The organism is Paenibacillus sp. MT124 (assembly GCF_058792755.1).
In genome coordinates, this window is the sequence record NZ_CM179500.1 from 1,142,078 (window position 1) to 1,162,855 (window position 20,778).

The 20,778-nt window shown below is 47.9% G+C and carries 20 protein-coding genes; 16 read left to right on the forward strand and 4 right to left on the reverse strand.

Annotation, left to right across the window (positions count from 1 at the left end):
* Positions 1-195 precede the first annotated feature (195 nt).
* Positions 196-1,083, forward strand: a complete 888-nt coding sequence (locus tag AC3RCI_RS05240) for a LysR family transcriptional regulator (protein WP_336781239.1) — start codon at positions 196-198, stop codon at positions 1,081-1,083.
* 94 nt (positions 1,084-1,177) lie between these two features.
* A complete protein-coding gene (locus tag AC3RCI_RS05245) occupies positions 1,178-1,615 on the forward strand; it encodes a rhodanese-like domain-containing protein (protein WP_336781238.1) in 438 nt (145 codons plus the stop codon).
* Positions 1,616-1,828: 213 nt separating this feature from the next.
* Here AC3RCI_RS05245 and AC3RCI_RS05250 read toward each other — a convergent pair whose 3' ends face one another.
* Together AC3RCI_RS05250 and AC3RCI_RS05255 are read right to left on the reverse strand one after the other, a co-directional pair.
* Complete coding sequence (locus tag AC3RCI_RS05250; RefSeq protein ID WP_492527836.1) at positions 1,829-3,361, reverse strand: exosporium glycoprotein BclB-related protein; 1,533 nt, start codon at positions 3,359-3,361, stop codon at positions 1,829-1,831.
* Positions 3,362-3,406: 45 nt separating this feature from the next.
* Positions 3,407-3,754 (reverse strand): hypothetical protein, encoded by a 348-nt coding sequence (locus AC3RCI_RS05255; RefSeq protein WP_336781236.1) that lies wholly within the window; start codon positions 3,752-3,754, stop codon positions 3,407-3,409.
* Positions 3,755-3,995: 241 nt separating this feature from the next.
* Here AC3RCI_RS05255 and AC3RCI_RS05260 point away from each other — a divergent pair, with 241 nt between their 5' ends.
* From AC3RCI_RS05260 to AC3RCI_RS05325, 14 genes are all read left to right on the forward strand, one after another.
* Positions 3,996-4,460, forward strand: coding sequence for an NUDIX hydrolase (locus tag AC3RCI_RS05260; RefSeq protein ID WP_336781235.1), 465 nt, complete (start codon positions 3,996-3,998; stop codon positions 4,458-4,460).
* Positions 4,461-4,494: 34 nt separating this feature from the next.
* Positions 4,495-5,457 (forward strand): helix-turn-helix transcriptional regulator, encoded by a 963-nt coding sequence (locus AC3RCI_RS05265; protein ID WP_492527838.1) that lies wholly within the window; start codon positions 4,495-4,497, stop codon positions 5,455-5,457.
* 75 nt (positions 5,458-5,532) lie between these two features.
* Positions 5,533-6,168, forward strand: a complete 636-nt coding sequence (locus AC3RCI_RS05270; RefSeq protein ID WP_154892746.1) for a DJ-1/PfpI family protein — start codon at positions 5,533-5,535, stop codon at positions 6,166-6,168.
* A gap of 421 nt (positions 6,169-6,589) precedes the next feature.
* A complete protein-coding gene (locus AC3RCI_RS05275) occupies positions 6,590-7,603 on the forward strand; it encodes an LLM class flavin-dependent oxidoreductase (protein ID WP_492527840.1) in 1,014 nt (337 codons plus the stop codon).
* 94 nt (positions 7,604-7,697) lie between these two features.
* A complete protein-coding gene (locus tag AC3RCI_RS05280; protein ID WP_492527842.1) occupies positions 7,698-8,147 on the forward strand; it encodes a nuclear transport factor 2 family protein in 450 nt (149 codons plus the stop codon).
* Between the two features lie 144 nt (positions 8,148-8,291).
* Positions 8,292-8,753: a nuclear transport factor 2 family protein gene (locus AC3RCI_RS05285; protein WP_492527845.1), complete on the forward strand. Its 462-nt coding sequence runs from the start codon at positions 8,292-8,294 to the stop codon at positions 8,751-8,753.
* Positions 8,754-8,860: 107 nt separating this feature from the next.
* Positions 8,861-9,448 (forward strand): TetR/AcrR family transcriptional regulator, encoded by a 588-nt coding sequence (locus tag AC3RCI_RS05290; protein WP_127538004.1) that lies wholly within the window; start codon positions 8,861-8,863, stop codon positions 9,446-9,448.
* A 101-nt stretch (positions 9,449-9,549) separates the two neighbouring features.
* Complete coding sequence (locus AC3RCI_RS05295) at positions 9,550-10,974, forward strand: MFS transporter (RefSeq protein WP_430198293.1); 1,425 nt, start codon at positions 9,550-9,552, stop codon at positions 10,972-10,974.
* Positions 10,975-11,149: 175 nt separating this feature from the next.
* Complete coding sequence (locus AC3RCI_RS05300; protein ID WP_492527847.1) at positions 11,150-11,380, forward strand: hypothetical protein; 231 nt, start codon at positions 11,150-11,152, stop codon at positions 11,378-11,380.
* A gap of 288 nt (positions 11,381-11,668) precedes the next feature.
* Entirely contained in the window at positions 11,669-13,312 is a 1,644-nt protein-coding gene (locus AC3RCI_RS05305; RefSeq protein WP_492527849.1) for an ABC transporter substrate-binding protein, read from the forward strand.
* A gap of 42 nt (positions 13,313-13,354) precedes the next feature.
* Entirely contained in the window at positions 13,355-14,350 is a 996-nt protein-coding gene (locus tag AC3RCI_RS05310; RefSeq protein WP_492527851.1) for an ABC transporter permease, read from the forward strand.
* On the forward strand, positions 14,347-15,327 hold the full coding sequence (locus tag AC3RCI_RS05315) for an ABC transporter permease (protein ID WP_492527853.1): 981 nt from the start codon (positions 14,347-14,349) through the stop codon (positions 15,325-15,327). Before AC3RCI_RS05310 ends, AC3RCI_RS05315 begins: the two co-directional genes overlap by 4 nt.
* Positions 15,328-15,329: 2 nt before the next feature.
* Positions 15,330-16,283 (forward strand): ABC transporter ATP-binding protein, encoded by a 954-nt coding sequence (locus tag AC3RCI_RS05320; RefSeq protein ID WP_492527855.1) that lies wholly within the window; start codon positions 15,330-15,332, stop codon positions 16,281-16,283.
* Positions 16,273-16,875: an ABC transporter ATP-binding protein gene (locus AC3RCI_RS05325; RefSeq protein ID WP_492527857.1), complete on the forward strand. Its 603-nt coding sequence runs from the start codon at positions 16,273-16,275 to the stop codon at positions 16,873-16,875. Before AC3RCI_RS05320 ends, AC3RCI_RS05325 begins: the two co-directional genes overlap by 11 nt.
* 65 nt (positions 16,876-16,940) lie before the next feature.
* On the opposite strand, the gene AC3RCI_RS05330 is transcribed toward AC3RCI_RS05325, so the two are convergent.
* Together AC3RCI_RS05330 and AC3RCI_RS05335 are read right to left on the reverse strand one after the other, a co-directional pair.
* Positions 16,941-18,134, reverse strand: a complete 1,194-nt coding sequence (locus AC3RCI_RS05330) for a MalY/PatB family protein (RefSeq protein WP_492527859.1) — start codon at positions 18,132-18,134, stop codon at positions 16,941-16,943.
* 325 nt (positions 18,135-18,459) lie between these two features.
* Positions 18,460-20,457, reverse strand: a complete 1,998-nt coding sequence (locus AC3RCI_RS05335; protein WP_492527861.1) for a prolyl oligopeptidase family serine peptidase — start codon at positions 20,455-20,457, stop codon at positions 18,460-18,462.
* Positions 20,458-20,778: the final 321 nt, after the last annotated feature.

Below are 20,778 nucleotides of genomic sequence, written 5' to 3' on the forward strand. Positions count from 1 at the left end.
CAGCACTTCAAGCTCGCTATCCGCGATTCGCTCTACATCTGTATTTTTTAACACTGCACTAATCATACAATGCTGATTCTCATCAAAGTTATCGATAATTAAATCTGGGTAATATCATTAATTTTGATGATTCAATTGTCATAACCGAGAGTTCATGATAAAGTATCGGGAACTTGCAAAAGGTGAGGGATGCTCGTGGAACTAACTTATTTGAAAACCTTTCGGGAAGTGGCGAAGTGGGGAAGCTATACGCGAGCCGCGGAAACACTTGGATATGCACAGTCCAGCATCACGACTCAGATTCAGAAGCTGGAGGAAGCTTACGGCGTCGTTCTCTTAGAACGTTTTGGCAGGGGAATGAAGCTAACGTTGGCTGGCGAAACGCTGTTGCAATACGCCAACGATATACACAGACTGCATGAAGAGTCCAAAGAAGTCGTATCCAAACAATCCAAGGGAAAACTGTCCATAGGAACTATCGAGACTTTGGCTGCCTTCTGCCTTCCGCCATATCTTCAAAAGTATCGTGGAGAATACCCTGGTATCAATGTGATCATCCAGCCTGGTAACGAACCTTATATTATTGAGTCAGTCAAAAGTGGCGAACTAGACATAGGGATCATTTTGGATCCTCCATTTAAGGATCCGGATCTTCACTGCAGCATTTTAAGGGAAGAAACGTTAGTTTTTATCACGAATCCTGATCATAAACTTGCTTTTCAAAGTGAAGTCCACATTGAAGATCTTGAGGGTGAATCGTTGATTATGACAGAAGATGGCTGCACTTACCGGGCTATGCTTCTCAATGTTTTGAAAGGGAATCAAGTGAATTACAGTCTTTCCTACGAATTCGGCAATCTGGAAGCAATCAAGCAGTGCGTCATTTACGATCTTGGTATTGCCTTGCTGCCGCGTATAGCGGTTACCGAGGAAATCCGTAAGGGCCAAATTGTCGCTATTCCTTTCGTCCATCCGGAGTGCAACTTTTATACGCAACTCATATATTCTAAAAAGAAGTGGAAATCCAAAGCTTTTCAAGGTTTCGTGGATTTGATCAGTGAAACCAATTATCAATATGATTGAAGTATCTTATAGATTTCTATCGATAACTCCATGGTTAGAGGCTGTGTTACATTGATTGCAAGAAATCAAATCAGCCCCCTTGGAGGTAACCCAAATGACAAATCAAATCCGATATTCCCTCGTCTTAGAGACGCCTGCTCCTTCGCCTGAGTACATTCATCAGCATTTCATGAACAAGCTTGCCGTAGAAACGGACGTCTCAGACGTAAAGCACGATATGACGCAAGGTCTCAATGACTTTGTACTCATCGACGTAAGAAGCGCTATTGCTTATGGAGAATGCCATATCCCGGGAGCTCTTAGTCTTCCTTCCAACACGATCAGCGAAGAAACAACAGCGTCTTTGCCCAGAGATAAGGTCATCGTCGTCTACTGCTGGGGGCCGGCTTGCAATGGCGCCAGCAAAGGAGCAGCCCGCTTATCCCGTCTGGGTTTTCAGGTGAAAGAAATGCTTGGAGGCATGGAGTACTGGCGTAAGGAAGGAAACGAGGTAGAGGGTACGCTTGGCACTTCTGCATGCATGATCGGGTAAGCTCATGAACAAACGATCAAAATGGAAAGTTCAATTAATGGGAAACGATAACTGAATAAATATGTAGTAAGCAGCTGATCCATGTGATCGGCTGCTTTTGTTCAGCATGCGGGCAAAATAGACCACTTGTGTGCTCATACATAGATAGAGACCCCCCGCCATGATCGGCGAAGGGTCTGTGTATCTCAATTTAATATGAAACTGAACTTCACGTTAAGTGATGCTAAGTCCGCCGCTTGCATATCCGGCCAACGTTGTAGCCACATCAATTCCCGCTGTTACTGATGCCGAGAACACCATAAGCAGGCGGTCACCGGCAGTTACCGGAATGCTAAGTCCTGTTGTCAATCCGCTGGATATTGTTCCGAGTGCCAAGACACCGGTCAATGAAGGCGTCAAGGTTACTACAGCACCCGGTACAGCCGTAAAGGAGTTATTTGGTGTAGTAGATCTGAATAGTTGTGCAGTTATGGTTATGGTAGATCCAACCAAGCTTAGTCCAGCTGTCGTACTGAAATAAGCGGCCAGTGAAGTAATCGTTCCTGAACGTGATGCGGAGAAAGCAAAGTTTAGCAAGGTGCCGGCAGCGCCTGTGAGATCAATGATTCCTCCGTTGACACTTACACCTGAAGCACTGTTGCCAAATCCAACTAAACTGGAGGTATTCAAAAGTCCCCCTAATACGGTAGTCAGTGCAACTGGAAGGCCGGATGCATAAGGAATGATGGCGCCAGCACCTGCTGCTCCAGTAGCCCCGGTAGAACCTGGAGCACCTGTCGCTCCGGTGACTCCAGTTGTGCCCGGGGCCCCCGTTGCACCTGTGACACCAGTAGCCCCTGGAGAGCCCGTCGCACCTGTGACACCAGTAGCCCCCGGAGAACCTGTTGCACCTGTTACGCCAGTAGCCCCCGGAGAGCCTGTTGCACCCGTTACTCCGGAAGAGCCCGGAGCCCCCGTTGCACCTGTGACACCGGAAGAGCCCGGAGTCCCCGTTGCACCTGTGACACCCGTGGAACCCGGAGCCCCCGTCGCACCTGTGACACCAGTAGCCCCCGGAGCCCCCGTTGCGCCTGTGACACCGGTAGAACCCGGGGTCCCCGTTGCACCTGTGACACCAGTAGAGCCCGGAGCCCCTGTCGCGCCAGTTACTCCGTTAGACCCCGGAGCCCCCGTTGCGCCTGTCACACCAGTAGCCCCCGGAGAGCCCGTCGCACCTGTTACACCAGTAGCCCCCGGAGCCCCCGTCGCGCCTGTCACACCGGTAGAACCCGGAGCCCCTGTTGCTCCTGTGAAACCAGTAGCCCCCGGAGCCCCCGTTGCGCCTGTCACACCAGTAGACCCAGGAGCTCCGGTCGCACCGGTTGAGCCTGTGACTCCGGTGATGTCTGGAACATCACCCAGCAATTCGGAAGAGACCAAGCGATGGGCAGTTACTAAAGAGCCTGTGCTGCTCTTGCCCCAGACGGATACCTGTACAGGATCATTAACCGTCGTGGTTGTTGTAAAGGTAAACTCGAACGCATCAAAGTTGGCAAAATAATTGTTGGTTACTACTTGATTGGGGGCGATGTTTAAAGACTCACTGACATACAAAACCCTCAATCCACCATCCATGTAGTACCCCTGTATTTGTACGGATGATGCTGTCACATCGCTGCGGTTATCGATTCTGACGGTAACTGTTTGAGTCGGTCTTACACCGTTCACAGCGTTATTTTCTATTGGCCCTGTTGATAAAAAGCTCATCGCCACATCTCCTTCTTTTGAGCAGATTTATCTGCCAGACTTTTCTTAACTGTTTTTTTCGTGATCTACTACACGATGTGCATCAACCAATTGTCCGGAGGCTTGTTTACCCCACACTGAAATCCCTACTTGCTCTGCACCTTCCATGCTTGTTTCAAAAACAAACTCATAAGCATCTAAATCCGCAAAATAATTTCTGGTCAATGCTTCGTTAGGGGCGATACTGATTACTTCACTCACATACAGTGTTCTTGTTGTGCTAAGCACATATCCCTGGACAGATACAGTTAGAGAGTCCGCAGCACGACTTACCAATCTAATGGTAACCTGTTGTGTCGGTCTAACCCCGGAAACGGGATTGTTTTCTATCGGCCCAGTTGATAAAATAGCCATTTTTCCCATCCCACCTTCTATGACCTCATACTCTAGCGGTAATTTTCATTAAGCTAAATACAGTAATATTCAGACACTAAACAAGCGGTGTGGATTAAACACAGGGTCAGTTCATCCATTATCAATCTTCCTTAATCTATTAAGCAGAATAGCTGCATGATGTGTTAGTCTAAATATTGGGGATCGGAAGGTAAGTTCGGATGGTGGTAGATTGATTTTTTAATTATGGAGGTTTTTCAGCGTGACTCAAAACGGGATTGTATTGGTCGTAAGTGTTTCGATAATAGATGAAGATAAGCTGCTTATGATTAAGGAAAACAAAGCAACGGTTAGGAATACGTGGAACTTCCCGTCAGGGAGAATCGAATATCATGAAGATATTCTAGAGGCGGCACGTCGAGAAGCAAAGGAAGAAACCGGGTACGATGTTAAACTTACAGCCACTACAGGCATTTACAATTTCATGAGTAGTACAAATCATCAGGTTATTTTATTTCATTTTATTGGTGAAATCATCGGTGGTTCTCTTCAGTTAGATAAAGCGGAGATCATTGATTCGAAATGGATAGCACCTGCGGATTTGTTGATCCCAGATTTTCTGGAGCTCCGCGATACAGAGGTCATACAACGGATCACCCAAAATTTGATCTCTCAAAAGGAATACTCGTTAACCTTATTCAACAGCTCTCTGGAGAACATGGTTTAAACTAACAAGAGAATTTATATAGAGGTGGAATTACATGCCTAAAATAGACAACATGCTAGCAATTCTATGGATGCTTCGATCAGGTGAAAAAATGACTGCAAAACAAATCTCAGAAAAGTTAGAGATGAACATAAGGACTGTGTATCGTTATATCGATACAATTTCAACAAGTGGCGTACCTATCATTTCAGAACCAGGACATAACGGTGGATACACTTTAATGAACAATTTTATTGAGGCACCTCTTTTTTTTGATTTTGAGGAGCAAACTTCACTGTTACATGCAGCAGTTTTTGCAGAAGAAGCCGGATATTATGGAGGTGAAGCATTAAATAGGGCCATTTCCAAACTAAGTAAATACTCAAATCAAGAGCAGGAAACCAAGATAAACCAACATTTAACTAGTCTTGAAGTTATAAGTCGATTAAGTTCACTCTCTATGCAGCCTTTTTTGAAGGAGTTGGAGCAGGCCGTAGCTGACGGGTATTCAGTAAAAATTCTCCACTATAAAAGTGGCGGAAAGCAAATAAAGGATAGATTGGTTGATCCGTACAGACTTATCTATTGGAATAATAAATGGTATGTGATTGGATTTTGTCATCTTAGGAGTGATATCCGTAGTTTTAGAGTAGATCGAATTGAAGATCTAATGCTAACCGAAAATAAGTTTGACCGGCCAGAACATTTTTCAGCACATGTCTTTTTTATGAAAAATCTTCTTCCAACTATAGAAGATAAGGAAGAGATTATTTCTTTAGTTATTCATGGGGATAAAAGTGTATTAGCTGATATTTGCCAACATTGGTTTTTAGGACATTATTTACAAGAGCGGACTTCAAATCAAGCCGTATTTCATTTTGAGAAAGAGTTGATACATACACATGTACCTTATTTCCTTTTATCGTACGGTAAATCTATTCGAATTGTTGAGCCAGTCAGCCTTAAGAAAAAAATGATTGAAGTTTTGTCGGAGTTAATACATTTTCATCAAAATTGATAACTTCCCTGACGCTAGTTGTCAGTGAAGTCATGTTACATTTGGCTATATCAATTGGGATTGGAGTGTTATTGGATGCAAACCAAAAAAGTTTTTCTATATGTATTTAATACAATGTCGGACTGGGAATATGGATATTTAGTTGCTGAACTAAACTCGGGAAGATATTTCAAAAAAGATGTTGTACCTTTAAAAGTAATTACAGTAGGAGCTAATAAAGAAATGATTACTACAATGGGAGGACTGAGCATAAAACCAGAGATATCCCTTGAAGAATGTACTCTTGAGAGTGGAGATCTTTTAATTTTGCCAGGAGGGACTACCTGGAATGAAGAAATTCATCAACCTATCTTGGAAAGGATTGGCCAAGCTTTAGAGCTTGGCACTATTGTTGCTGCAATTTGTGGTGCAACGGAGGCCCTTGCGAATAGGGGATACTTAGACACTAGAAAGCATACAAGTAATAATTTGGAATACACTAAAATGGTATGTCCTAATTATAAAGGAGAAAAGTTCTATGAGATGGGATCTGCGGCGGTATCTGATACGAATCTAGTTACTGCATCAGGAATAGCTCCTCTGGAATTTGCGATGGAAGTACTGAAAAAATTAGATGTATTTGCACCAGATACATTACATTCATGGTATAACCTAAATAAGACTCATAAACCTGAATACTTCTTCCAGTTAATGAACTCAATAAATAGCTGAGCTAAAAAATCAACTTAGCAGTTTTATATTCGTTCAAATAAAAATAATGAAGTTCTACCGTAGATTACTCATACTGAATCGTTACTCCTTTATTACCAATGTGGTTAAAAAAGAGTTAAGATCAGGGAAAACGTTAGCTCAATATTATACAAATCAGCTGATCCATGTGATCGGCTGTTTTTATTCAGCTAATGGACAGGGAAGTAAAAAAACTTTTCTACGAATTTGATTATTTGAGAATGTCGAGAACAAGTTAAAAATAATTATTGACCGTTTGTTCTGGAATTGGTATACTCAATTCACAAAGAGGGCATCAATGCATGATTACTGAGAGCATCATAACATCAAAGATACGTGTAATCATTTATTTTTTTGCTCTTTTCAGACTGAATGGTCAAATTATAATGGAGGTTGAATTGAAATGTCTAAATTTATACCTAAACTTTCCGTGCTAGATCTAGCTCCGATATTGGCTGGCGGATCAGCCCAGGATGCTTACGGACGAACGTTGGATCTCGCTCGTCACACTGAGAAGCTGGGCTACCATCGGTTCTGGCTCGCTGAGCACCATAACATGCCGGGAATTGCGAGTTCGGCTACTCCGCTCCTTATTGGGCATGTCGCAAACGGTACCGAGAAGATCCGAGTGGGGTCCGGCGGGGTAATGCTGCCCAATCACGCGCCGCTTGTCGTAGCGGAACAGTTCGGAACATTGGAATCTTTGTTCCCGGGACGCATTGACTTGGGCTTAGGTAGAGCCTCTGGCACGGATATGCGGACAACTCAAGCGCTACGTAGAACATTAGGAGCTAACGGAGCGGAATTTCCGGAGCTGCTGGACGAGTTGCGTACTTATCTGGATGCCGCATACCATCCGAATCATTCAGGTGTACGTGCAGTCCCTGGTGAAGGGTTGGACATTCCGATATGGCTGCTGGGTTCAAGCGATGTCAGCGCACAGTTGGCAGGACGCCTCGGCTTGCCGTTCGCATTCGCGAGCCATTTTGCCCCAGATGGATTGCATAAAGCGCTGAATGCGTATCGTAATTCCTTCATTCCATCAAAAACATTGGCAGATCCCTATGTCATGATAGGATTGACCGTCATGGCAGCTGACAACGTAGATGAAGCACGCTACCTTGCTACTTCAGAAGCGCAGCAGGTCTTAAGCCTACTGCACGGTCGACCGGATAAACTCCAGCCACCGGTAGAAAATATGGATGCATTATGGCAACCCCATGAGAAGGCGCTTATTTCCAAACAACTGGACTTTGGTATTATTGGTAATCAGACGACCATTCGAGAGAAGCTGCCTGCTATTTATGAAGCAACAGAAGCGGACGAATTCATTATTACGAGCCACATTTACGATCATCAGGCTCGTATGCGATCATTTGAGATAGTGGCTGAAACAGTGAAGGAAATCTGGTCATAAAAAAGAACGAAAATAATTATTGATCAATCGTTCCGGTAATGATATGATAATTCTAGATCAAATGGTCAACAATAAAAGGAGGTCGTAATCGAAGATGATTCGAGAAGCAAGTTTGACGCAGGAAGGTATTCGGGAAAGAGCGCAAGACACATTTCGCAACTATCTGAAGCATTTAGCTGGCGGCAATATAAAGGCTTGGGTAGAGTTGTGGCAGGAAGATGGCATTTTCGAATTTCCTTACGGTCTAGAAAGATCTCAGGAAAAGAAGATCGGCAAATCTGAGTTGTATGACTACATGAAGGATTTCCCGAAGCGATTTGACGTGAATTTTACAGAGCTGGTTTTTCATCCGATGACTGATCCGGAGCTTGTGATTGCGGAGTTCAAGGCAGTTGGATGGCATAGGGAGACAGGCAGTCCACATAACCAGACGTACATTAGCGTCGTGGAGACCAAAGACGGCTTCATTAAGCACTATCGGGATTTTTGGTTCAACTTTAGTTCACCGCTCCTAAAGCCTGCGATTCGCCTTAGAGAAGTTTAAGAAAATGAATAGGTAACCAATCGTTTTAAATGATTTTATCTAGAGTCGGATGTGCTGAAGCTTCAGAGTAGTAGAGACTATTTTTTTAAAGATTTTGGACTGAACGATCTATTTTTAAAACCAATTAACTGGAGGAATATAACCATGACAAACCAAATGATGACGCAAGAAGTAGAAATTGTACGTGAAAGAGCACAGCAAGCCTTCCGCAACCACCTGAAGCACCTGTCCGGCGGAGACATTAAGGCATGGGTCGATCTGTGGGAAGAGAATGGCGTGCTGGAGTTCCCGTATGGACCTGCCGGATTCCCGGATCTCAAGGAAGGCAAAGCGGAGCTGTACGACTACATGCAGAACTTCCCGAAACATTTTGAGGTCGAATTTACGGATCTTCAGTTTCATCTGACGATTGATCCGGAGCTGGTTGTGGCAGAATTTAAGTCGTCCGGCAAGCACCGGGAAACGGGCAACCCGTACAACCAGACCTATATCAGCGTCGTAGAGACCAAAGATGGGCTGATTACACGCTACCGGGATTTCTGGAATCCACTTGTGGCCATTGAGTCGGTCGGCAGCGTGAATGATGCCGTACGTTTTTCGGAGTAACCTAAGGCAGGGCGGCAGGAGGTCTTTCCGGGAAACCACCATTTGCCTCATCTTGACTGAACGATCTAATATCGTTAGCATAGAGGAGGAGAAAGGAGGCTTTCCATTTGGCTAGAAGCAAAGAATTTGATACGAATCTCGTGCTGCATAAGGCAATGGAGGTGTTTGGACATTATGGTTATGAAGGCACCTCCATGCACCTTCTGCTTGATGGGTTAGGTATTGCACGTCAAAGCTTGTACGATACGTATGGTACGAAGCGGGATCTGTTTTTGAAGGCAACGAAACATTACGTGGACGAGAAGTCCTCTGCAGTTGTCGCATATTTGGCAGAGACGACACCAGTGAAGCAAGCGATCACGGATATATTCAACGTCATTGGAGACACATTAAGAGATGAGCAGCGCCGCAAGGAATGCTTTATTCTCTATAGTGCGATTGACCAAGTGCCGCATGATCCAGAGATTGCTGAACTTTTCGAACAGGACAAAATTCGATTGGAAGAGGCTTTGTACGACGCGTTGATACGCGGCCAGCAGCAGGGAGAGTTCAGTCCGAATCAGGATATGCGTGCCATGGCGCGGTACTTGTACCATTCACGATATGGGCTAACGCAAGTCGCAAAATTAACGGACGATCCGCTCGTCATTGAGCAGATCACAACCATTACACTTTCGGTATTGGAACAAGGATGAAGCGTCGTACGGTGCTTCATTCCTTTTTCCTCAAAATAGATCAAATGGTCAAAAATTATTATAGGTTGCAGACCGTTGTCTGCAAGAAAGGAATTAAGAAGATGAATTCAACGCGATTTAAAGGTTTAGCCTTATTCATTCTAGCCATTTCACAGTTGGTTTTGGCACTGGATTACACGATTATATTTGTAGCCATGCCGTCCTTAGGTAATGAGCTTGGCTTCTCCGCCAATCACCTCCAGTGGGTGGTAAGTGCATATTCACTCGCATTCGGTGGTTTTTTACTCATCGGAGGAAGACTGTCGGACCTGATGGGCAGAAGACGCATGTTTATGATTGCTATCGGACTTTTCGGAGTAGGATCGCTGCTTGGCGGACTGGCAGAGTCCCAACTGATGTTGATCGTAGCCAGAGCCCTGCAAGGTTTGGGTGGAGCATTACTTTCGCCGGCAACGTTATCGCTAATCATGTCTAATTTCGAAGAAGGACCTGAACGAAACCGTGCCATGGGAATCTGGGCCGCGATGGGCGGAGTGGGGATGTCGCTCGGTTTGCTGCTAGGAGGGGTTCTGACAAGTTATATCGGATGGGAAGCGACCTTCCTGGTGAATGTGCCGATCGCACTTCTCGTCGTCATTCTTGCACCGTTTGTTTTGAAAGAAAGCAAGGTGTCCACTACCACTAAACACTATGATGCAGCCGGAACGATATCCGTTACTGCAGGTCTGCTACTTGTTGTCTATTATTTAATCCAAGCACCCGTTGAAGGCTGGGTAAGTGCTTCCACATTTCCAGTTGCCTTGATTGGGGTGCTGATGTTACTAGCTTTTGTCTTGATCGAGAAACGTACAAAAGAACCGCTGATCTCCTTCCGGATGTTTAGAAATCGTAATCTGACGGGAGCTGCACTTATCGCATTTCTCTTCTCGGCTTCATTTGGTTCATTATATTATTTCATGACTTTGTATACCCAAGGTGTGCTTGAATTTTCAGCCATTCAATCCGGATTTAGCTTCTTGCCTTTGACGCTTAGTGCATTTGTTGGGGCTAAGCTGATTAATGGGATGTTAAGCAAGGTCGGTGTAGCCGGTACCATTGCAACGGGGATGGGACTAGGTATGATCGGATTCCTAATGCTGACCGGGCTATCGGAAACCGGCTCGGCATGGGGAATCATCCCAGGTACAGTCGTCATTGGTATTGGTCAGGCTTTGGTGTTTACGACGATGTTTATCGCAGGCAGTGCAGGAATTGAGCCGAAAGAGCAGGGCGTTGCTTCGGCATTAATCTCAACGGGCCAGCAAATTGGTGGAGCGATCGGGCTTGCGGTGATTATGGCTATTATTTCAGCGAGTCTAGGAACAGGTGCGACATTGGAACACATGCTTCCGGCTGATTTAAATCATGCCATCCACACGGCGTTCTTTATCGCCGCTGCCACAACTTTACTAGGCATCGTAGTTGCCTTCCTGGCTTTGAAACAAGCTAAACCGTCGGCCGATAATCAAGTGAAAGTAGCACACTGATGAACAACACCTCAAGCTATATGGATTTGGAAAAAGTAAAAGACAGAGAATCGTTTCTCGGGGTCTTTTGCTTTTTTATTTGTAAGTAAGTACTGACATGATTTCCCATTCCTTAACCCCATGATATGGTAATAGAGATTTTTCCTATAAAAAGGATGTAAGGGAGTGCAGGCACATGGCTGAAGAACCGTTTATCTTTCTAGCGGGTATAATATGTTATTTTGCTCCAATCTACTTCAGAAGATCAATGATGTCTATTCAAATGATTGCAGGAGTTATTCTATTCTTCTGTATCCTAATTTTTCACGAAGATACCCAAGTTAAACTGATTTATCTACTAGCCTTTGTTTGGGTATTTGGTTCAATTAGTGCATTAAGTGTATCCACAGAGAAGATAACAAAGTAGTTATTCAGTTAGACTGCTGGTTCATCACCAACAGTCTTTTTTGTTGTCACCTATTCTTACTTATTAATTTGAGAAACTCCATAATTCCAGACCGATTCTTCTGAACAACTTTATTAATGAAAAAATATGGATTTTGAAGTCAACTTTATTGACACGTAATTTTGTTATTGTGCTACAATTGCTAAAAATAGTAACACGAATATGAACTGGAACGAATCTGGTTGGAAGAAATACTGCATCTACTAGAGGAGAGCAAGTTGTCAATTTCATAAGGGGGAAAAGGGAAACATGCACGGGATTTCATGGAAAAAACGTTCAAGTCAGGCAGGGCTTAGTCTTTTACTATTGTGTGCAGTTGGACTCGCAGGATGTACGCAAGGTGCTTCATCGGTTCAAGAGAGTCAGGCACTTGCTGCTTCTCACCCAAGGGATGAGCTGGTGCTTGCGGTAGGAACAGAGCCGGAAGGCGGGTTTGATCCGACAACAGGCTGGGGGCAGTATGGTTCGCCGCTTTTTCAGAGTACTCTGCTAAAAAGGGATGCCAAGCTGCAACTGGTCAATGACCTGGCAACAGATTATTCCGTTAGTGAAGACGGGCTCACATGGACCGTTTCGCTGCGGGATGACGTGAAGTTCTCGGATGGTGAACCGCTGACGGCGGAAGATGTGAAGTTCACATTTGAAACAGCGGCCAGCAGCGGATCGGTGATTGATTTGACAAATATGGCCGAAGTGCAGGCTCCCGATTCAACAACGGTTGTGTTTACATTGAAGTCTCCGCAATCCACGTTTATCAGTATCCTGACTACACTTGGAATTGTGCCTGAGCATGCCTATGGCTCCGATTATGCTGAGCATCCTGTCGGCTCCGGCCCGTACAAGCTGGTGCAGTGGGATAAGGGACAACAGGCCATTGTGGAAGCAAACGAGCAATACTACGGTCAAAAGTCTGCATTCCGCAAACTTACATTTCTCTATCTGGACGAGGATGCAGCCTTCGCAGCAGCCCAAGCGGGTTCAGTCGACATTGCAGCCATTCCCGCCGCATTCAGCAAGCAGGAGGTAAGCGGCATGACGCTGGAATCGGTCAAAACCGTGGATAACCGGGGAATCATGTTCCCCATGCAGCCTGCGGGCGGTACTTCTGCTGACGGTTTCCCTGCTGGGAACGATGTGACGTCCGACCTCGCCATCCGCCAAGCGGTGAACGTAGCCATTGACCGTAATGCGTTGGTTGAAGGCGTGCTGGAGGGTCATGGTCGTCCTGCATACTCAGTCAGTGATGATCTGCCATGGGGCAATCCGGACGCTGTATTCGCCGATGCGGATGTTCAAGAAGCGAAGCGGATACTGACGGCTGGCGGCTGGACAGATACAGACGGTGATGGCGTGGTGGAGAAAAACGGCATGGATGCCGAGTTCAACCTGCTCTATTTTGCAGGAGATCTGACCAGACAATCCATAGCCCTTGCTGCTGCGGATATGGCGGCCCAGGCTGGCATCAAAATCAATGTGGAAGGCAAGAGCCGTGAAGAGACGAAAAAGCAGGCTTACGCCAATGCCGTGTTATTCGGATGGGGAAGTCATGATCCGCTGGAAACCTACAATCTGTACAGCAGCACGCACAAGGGGGAGGGATATTACAATGTGGGGCTGTATTCCAACCCGGTGGTGGATGGCTGGATGCAGCAGGCTCTCCAAGCTACGAGTGAAGAGGAAGCCCTTCCGTTCTGGCAGAAGGCAGAGTGGGACGGGACGACAGGATTCAGTTATCAGGGCGACGCCCCTTGGGCATGGCTGGTCAATATTGATCACCTGTATCTGGTCAAGGATGGCCTGAACATTGGTGAACAACAGATTCATCCGCATGGACATGGCTGGCCGGTGACATCCAATCTGGAGGAATGGTCCTGGGATGAAAACTCGAAGTAGGCAATATAGTTCGAGTTCTGACCGACATTGAGGAGAGATGGTATGACAGGCATTCTTGAATGGGGAAGGTTTGTTGGGGTGAAGCTGCTGCGACTCCTATCGCTGCTGGCAGGAGTCAGCGTGGTGGCTTTTATATTGATGCAGTTCTCGCCTGTGGACCCGATCGAGGCCTACATCGGGGGAGACATGATCAGAGTGAGTGCCGAGCAGCGAAGTCTTATTGAAGAACGGTGGGGATTGAATGACCCGCCTGCCCAGCGTCTGTTCACCTGGGGACAGGCACTGCTCCAGGGTGATCTGGGAACGTCGATGATCTACAGACAGCCGGTTGCGGATATTATACAGGAACGCTTCCTGAATTCTGTTGCGCTTATGGCGGTGGCATGGATTTTATCCGGTCTGATTGGTTTCAGCTTGGGTGTAGTCGCAGCGATGAAACGGGAATCCATGCTGGATCGCTTGATCTGTTGGTATTGCTATACGCTGGCTTCCACTCCGGTATTCTGGATGGCCTTACTGCTGCTTATGGTGTTCGGCGTGTGGCTCGGCTGGCTTCCGGTTGGCTTGGGTGTTCCCGCAGGGATGGCAGCTGATCAGGTGACATGGACAGATCGAGCCATTCATATGGTTCTTCCTGCATTAACCCTGAGTCTGACTGGTGTAGCAGCCATTGCTCTACATACCCGCCAGAAGCTGCTGGATGTGCTGGACTCGGACTATATACTCTTCGCCAGAGCTAGGGGCGAACGAGGCGTGCAGCTGTTCCGCAGGCATGGGTTCAGACATGTCGTGCTGCCCGCGTTAACGCTGCAGTTTGCTTCATTCAGTGAACTGTTTGGAGGCGCTGTTCTTGCAGAACAGGTATTTTCTTATCCGGGCCTGGGACAGGCCACCGTTCAGGCTGGACTGCGAGGGGATGTGCCGCTGCTGCTAGGACTTGTACTGTGCAGTACGATCTTTGTTTTTACCGGTAATCTGCTGGCAGACATACTCTATCGATTCATTGATCCGCGGATGAAGGAGGAACTGTTAACATGAAGCAGGAAATGGAGCAGTCCTCCAGACCCATTCGTGCTGTGCCGCGGCTGCGGTCAGGTGGATCTGATGAAACGGAAAGACGGAATCACGGTAAACGGTGGAGGCATCAAGCTGGATTGTCTCCAGGGGTGTCTGGCTTCGAGAAGCATCCGCGCTATGCCAACCCGCGCAAACGAGCCTTGATCTGGGGGAGTTTGGCACTCAGCTGGATTGTTATCGTATGGCTGGCTGGGTTCGTGCTCCCCGCAGAATCCACGCTAACTTCGTTGAAAGACCGGAATTTGGCCCCGTTATGGGCACATCCCTTCGGCACGGACTGGTTGGGACGGGACATGTTCATGCGCACGCTGAAGGGATTGACGACCAGCATTCAGGTTGGTTTGCTTGCCGCGTGCGGAGGAGGAATCGTGGCACTCGTGCTGGGATTGATCGCTGCTTCAGGCAAGCTTGCCGACAGGGTGGTTTCATGGCTAATCGATCTGTTCCTGAGTGTGCCTCATCTGGTGTCGCTCGTGATGCTGGCCTTTGTCTTCGGTGGGGGTCTGCCTGGTGTGGCGGCTGCCATCGCACTGACTCACTGGCCGAATCTGGCCCGGATTGTTCGTGCGGAGATGATTCAGCTGAAATCTGCAGACTATATTCATATTTCCCGCAGGCTGGGCCAATCCCGGTTCAGGATTGCCTTACAGCACATGCTTCCTCACTTGGTTCCACAGTTGTTCGTGGGTACATTGCTGATCTTCCCTCATGCCATTCTGCATGAGGCCGCAATTACGTTTCTGGGGCTCGGGCTGTCGCCGCAGCAGCCGGCCATTGGGATTATTTTGTCAGAATCGATGAGATATCTGTCCGCAGGCATGTGGTGGCTTGCCTTTTTCCCCGGGCTGGCACTGTTATTGGTCGTTCGTGCCTTTGATGTGCTCGGAGGCAGCTTGAAGGTGTTAACAGGGACAGGTAGTTCAAGGGAGGGAGGATAACCATGGCTCTTCTTGAAGTAAAAGAGGTCTCCGTTTCATTCAGACGAGCTCGTGGCTGGTTTGCACATGAGGAGAGCGAGGTCATTCAGGATCTGGATCTGACCGTGAACGAAGGCGAGATTGTAGCTGTTGTAGGTGCAAGCGGATCGGGCAAAAGCGTACTGGCACAAGCGATCATGGGCATTCTTCCTGCCAGTGCCAGGCTTGAGGGGCAGATCTGTTATGCTGGGGAGCCGCTGACGAGAGAGCGGCAGCTTCGTCTGCGCGGAGATGAACTGGTGTACATCCCCCAATCCGTTACTCACCTGGATCCGCTGCTCAAGGTAGGTAAGCAGGTTCAGCCAGTTCACCAGAAGCCGGGTGAGCGCCGGGTATCCTCCAGATTGCAGATGCATAAGGCAGAGAGGGAACTTACGGATCGTTATCAATTGCCCAAGGGAACAAGCAAGAAGTATCCATACGAGCTCTCGGGAGGCATGGCTCGGCGGGTACTCATGGCAACGGCGACTTCCGGTGAGCCCAAGCTGATTATTGCTGATGAGCCAACACCGGGAATCCATCCCGAAGTGCTGGCAGACACGATGAAGCAATTTCGGGAAATGGCTGACCGGGGGTCAGGCATCCTGTGGATCACCCACGACATTTCCTCGGCGCTGACCGCAGCAGATCGTATTGCTGTATTCTATGCGGGTTCCTGTGTGGAGATCGCGCAGGTCATTGATTTTACGGGCACAGGAGATGGATTGAGACATCCTTATACACGTGCACTGTGGAATGCTTTGCCGCAAAATGGTTTCCAGCCCATCCCGGGCTCTCAGCCACTGGCGAATCAGCGGAAGGGAAGTGGTTGTTCGTTTGCCCCCCGCTGTACTGCTGCGACCCCTGCGTGTACAGATCAACATCCTGAATTGAGGAGGCTGCGAAACGGAGAAGTGAGGTGTATTCATGCCACTTGAAGCACGGAATGTCGGCTATGGATACGACAAAAACCATTGGATATTTCGGGAGTTGAACCTGAAGCTGGAGCAGGGAGAAGTTGTGGGATTGTGGGGACCCAGTGGATCTGGCAAAACGAGCTTGGGACGCATCCTGGCAGGATATGCAGAATCTATGGCAGGAGAAGTGCTGATGGACGGGCAGCCGCTTCCCCGAGCTGGAGTCTGTCCGGTTCAACTTGTATTTCAGCACCCGGAAAAAGCAGTCAACCCACGCTGGCGAATGCGACGTGTGTTACATGAAGCCGAGGTGGCGGAGCATCCCATTCTGAATGCTCTCGGCATTCAGCCTGAGTGGCTGGATCGCAGACCGGATGAATTGTCTGGTGGAGAGCTGCAGCGCTTCTGCGTAGCCCGCGCACTGGGCAAGGAAACGCGTTACCTGATTGCGGATGAGATGACAACGATGCTGGATGCCATCACGCAAGCCCAGATCTGGCATACCGTAATGACAACGGCGCGACAGCGTAATTTGGGGCTGCTTGTGATCAGTCATGACCTTGAGCTGCTGAACAGACTCTGTGACCGAATCATTCCCATGCCTGTATCCTAGCTGTAATGATAAGAAAAGCCATTTTCCTTCGACTTTATCGAGGAAGATGGCTTATTTTATAGGCATTAGTTTGGTTTGTTCAATTGATTCACCATCTGGGATAATCTGCGCATGGCTTCTTCAACCGTGGACCGCGGGCAGGCGACATTCATCCGCATGTATCCCGTGCCTTCCGATCCGAAGACGGTACCGTCGTTAAAGGCGAGACCTGCTTCGTTCAGGAGCAGCCGTACAAGTTCTTCCTGGGGAACACCCAGCTTGCTGAAGTCCATCCAGAGCAGATAAGTCGCTTCCGGCAAATCAATGCCTACATTAGGCATGTGCTTCGCCGCATACTCCTGAACGTATTCCATGTTTCCCCGAATATAGGCAAGGCAGTCGTCCAGCCATTGTTCAGCTCCGTTGTAAGCAGCCTCGGCTGCAATGGCGCCTAGTGTGCTGATGCTGGCGAGGCCCATCGTTCTGACGCCCTGGGCAAAGGATGCACGCAAGGAGGCGTTCGGAATGATGATATTGGAGGTGCATAGGCCGGGAATATTAAATGTTTTGCTTGGTGCCGTGCAGATGATGCTCAGGTCAGCGATGGCCTCCGAGATCTGGGGCAGTGGAGTATGCGTGCCGCGTTGGTGCACAAGATCGGCATGGATTTCATCCGACACCACAAGTACATTATATTGCACGCACAGGGCAGCAAGGCCTTCTAGCTCCTCGCGAGACCATACACGTCCAACAGGGTTATGAGGGCTGCAGAGGATCAGCATCTTCACCCGGCCTGTCTGCAGGCAGGATTCCAGATGTTCCAGATCCATGGAGTAATGGCCGTCTTCGAGGCGCAATGGATTAGTGATCAGCTCTCTGCCCTGACCACGTACCACCTCATAGAAGGGGGCGTAGACCGGAGTTTGAATCACAACAGCATCACCCGGTACCGTAAAACGTTGAACGGCAATGCTTAACGCAGGGACAATCCCTGGTGTAAATACAACCCAATCATCGTTGATTTTCCAGTTGTGGCGTCGTTCCATCCATCCTCTTAGTGCTTCGTGATATGCATCCGTACGCATGGTATAACCGAAAATGCCATGCTCCACCCGTGTCTGCAATGCCTCAATGACGGATGGTGGTGCGGCAAAGTCCATATCAGCCACCCACATTGGCAGCGCATCAGCCACGCCAAAGATTTCCTCAAGTGCGTCCCATTTTTCCGAACCGGTAGAGAGACGATTAATCGGCTCATCAAATGTGTTTTTTTTCATCATTAGGTTCCCCCTTCTAATCCGTTCATTCGACCACAATCGACAGATAATTATCTAATAAATTCGTTATTTTCGCAACTTTTTGACCTGCTTCTAAACTTCCTACGGTATGGTCCAAATTTCTCCGGTTTATTCACCCAAGCATTTATTCAATGCTGACCTATGTAGTCTTTTGATCTCTTTCAACTGTAACCGTTGTACAGAAGCTGCTGTCCGGCTAAAAGGTTTGGTTTACACAAATAAAAAAACCATCGCAGCGCCATCTTCCCGATGACTATCTTCCTGCGATGGTTGTATCTCTACTCGGCTTGTCCCATGGAAAAAATAATTATAAGTGCTCGTTGAACCATCCGGCAATGTGCTCCAGACGTCTCACTCTCAGATGCGGGTGACCGCCTCTGGAAAGTTCATGATTAGCTCCAGGGAAACGAACGAGGCGGGTCGTTTGTCTGCGGCGCTTCAGGGCGATATACAATTGCTCTGCTTGTTCAATCGGACAACGAAGGTCCTGTTCGCCATGCAGGATCAGCAGGGGCGTTTTTACATTCCCGACATAAGCCAGAGGGGAGTGTTTCCATAACAGTTCCGTATCCTCCCACGCATTGCCGCCAATCTGATCTTCGGTGAAAAAATATCCGATGTCGCTGACACCATAAAAAGAGAGCCAGTTGGAGATGGACCGCTGCGTGACGGCTGCCTTGAACCGGTCAGTATGTCCAACAATCCAGTTGGTCATGAAGCCTCCATAGCTGCCTCCGGTGACGCCCAAACGGGTTTCATCAATAAACTCATAGGTGGATAAGGCATAATCAACGGTCTCCATAAGGTCGCGGTAATCGCCACCGCCGTAGTCACCACGACAGGCATTCACAAATTGTTGTCCATAACCCAAACCACCACGCGGATTGGTATATACGACGGCGTAGCCCTGCGCAGCAAGCATTTGGAATTCATGCATAAAGGTAAAGCCATACATCATGTGAGGACCGCCATGAATCTCAAGAATGGTTGGGATTTTGACGCCTTCTACCATGCCGATGGGTTGCATGATCCATCCCTGCAGCTGAAGCCCATCCGTGGTATCAAACCAGAATGTTTCCGGTACGCTAAGCCGGATCTCTCCTTCCAGCTGGGGATTGCTGCGAGTCAGCTGAATGGACTCGGCTCCGTGATCATCCGGCTTGGGATACCAAAAGAGATCTCCTGGGCTTTGCGTGTCGGCAGCGGCGGCAACTATTTCACCATTCTCCAGTTCTGCAAACTGATAAAACTCTTTCTCCGCAGGCAATACATACTCTGCTTTACTGCCATCCAGAGCAACACGTGCGATTCGGACGCTGCCATGAACGGTAGCCAGACAGAGAATGGAAGTGCCATCACGAGCGAATAATGGCCCCGTTGTTGTCAGGTGGGCACGCATATCTCCAACGATACTATGATTCATCTGTACGTCCCAGTCACTGGTCAGGCACAGAGGTTGACCGCCCGAGATCGGGAGTGTATAGAGCTTCACCAGTGTGGCATTTCCGTAAGAGCGGTCACTGGCAAGAAGGGCGAGGGATTGTCCATCCGGTGCATAAGCCAATCGGCTGAAGGTGAACCCTTCGGGAGTCAGTTGCTGTATGTCAGACCCATCTGGTTTTGCACGATACACATGATTGGTCAGTGCATAATCATTATGCTCCTCGCCTGCTTCCGGCAGTTGGGCAATCCAGGCAATGGACGCTCCGTCAGGTGACCATGCATAATCACCGACGTCGAAATGACCCGAGGTAACTGGAGTGGCTTCACCGCCGTCAACCCAGATGCGGAAGAGGTGAGAGCGTCTGCCATTCCACATTCCTCCGCCGTCCGATTTCATGCGAATTCGGTCAACAACAAGTTCTTGTGGCAGTTTGTTGTCTGAATTGGATTCGTCTTCTGCTTCAATGTGCATATCCACAGGGGACTTCACAAGTAACGCCTGGCCATCCGGAGACCAGATGAGGGAACTTGCTCCGTGCTTCAACTGGCTGACTTGTCGTGCTTCTCCGCCATCTGCGGCAATAATCCAGACTTGTGTTTTTCCCTCATGCTCCCGTAAAAAGGCAAGCTGTGACCCGTCCGGCGACCAGGAGGGCGAGTGATCCTTGTCACCGGAGGTAAATATCCTGTCCTTCTGACTCTTTAGATGCAGGAGTCTCAGGTGAGAAGAGTAACCGTCCCGGTTGTCATTCGTCTTCCGACTTACATATACCAGCTGTTCGCCTCCAGGAGACGGGGTTGGATCATTCACCCATGTAATCTGATAAAGATCTTCCGATGTGATGCCACGCAGACTGTTCATTGATTATCCTCCCACCTTTTTTTACAAATGTAATTTCCTAACCTTTCCATTTATATTAAAGGAAAGCAGGGGGGAGGACAACATGCTTCTGCACGAATGGAGATTGCTGCTCTGCTGATATCGTACCCAGGAGGAATTGCAGAACGTATGGCGAATCCTAATGGTTGAATTGTCATGAATGCGATGGATCAGGGTCAAGATTGTCCTGTTTGAAGTTGGTTTGTTTTGGTTAATAACCTATGTATTTTTTGTCTGTTAACGTTTCTAATCTGATATAGAAGATATAATCATTGCCTATTTCGTTGAAATTAAAGGAGGAGC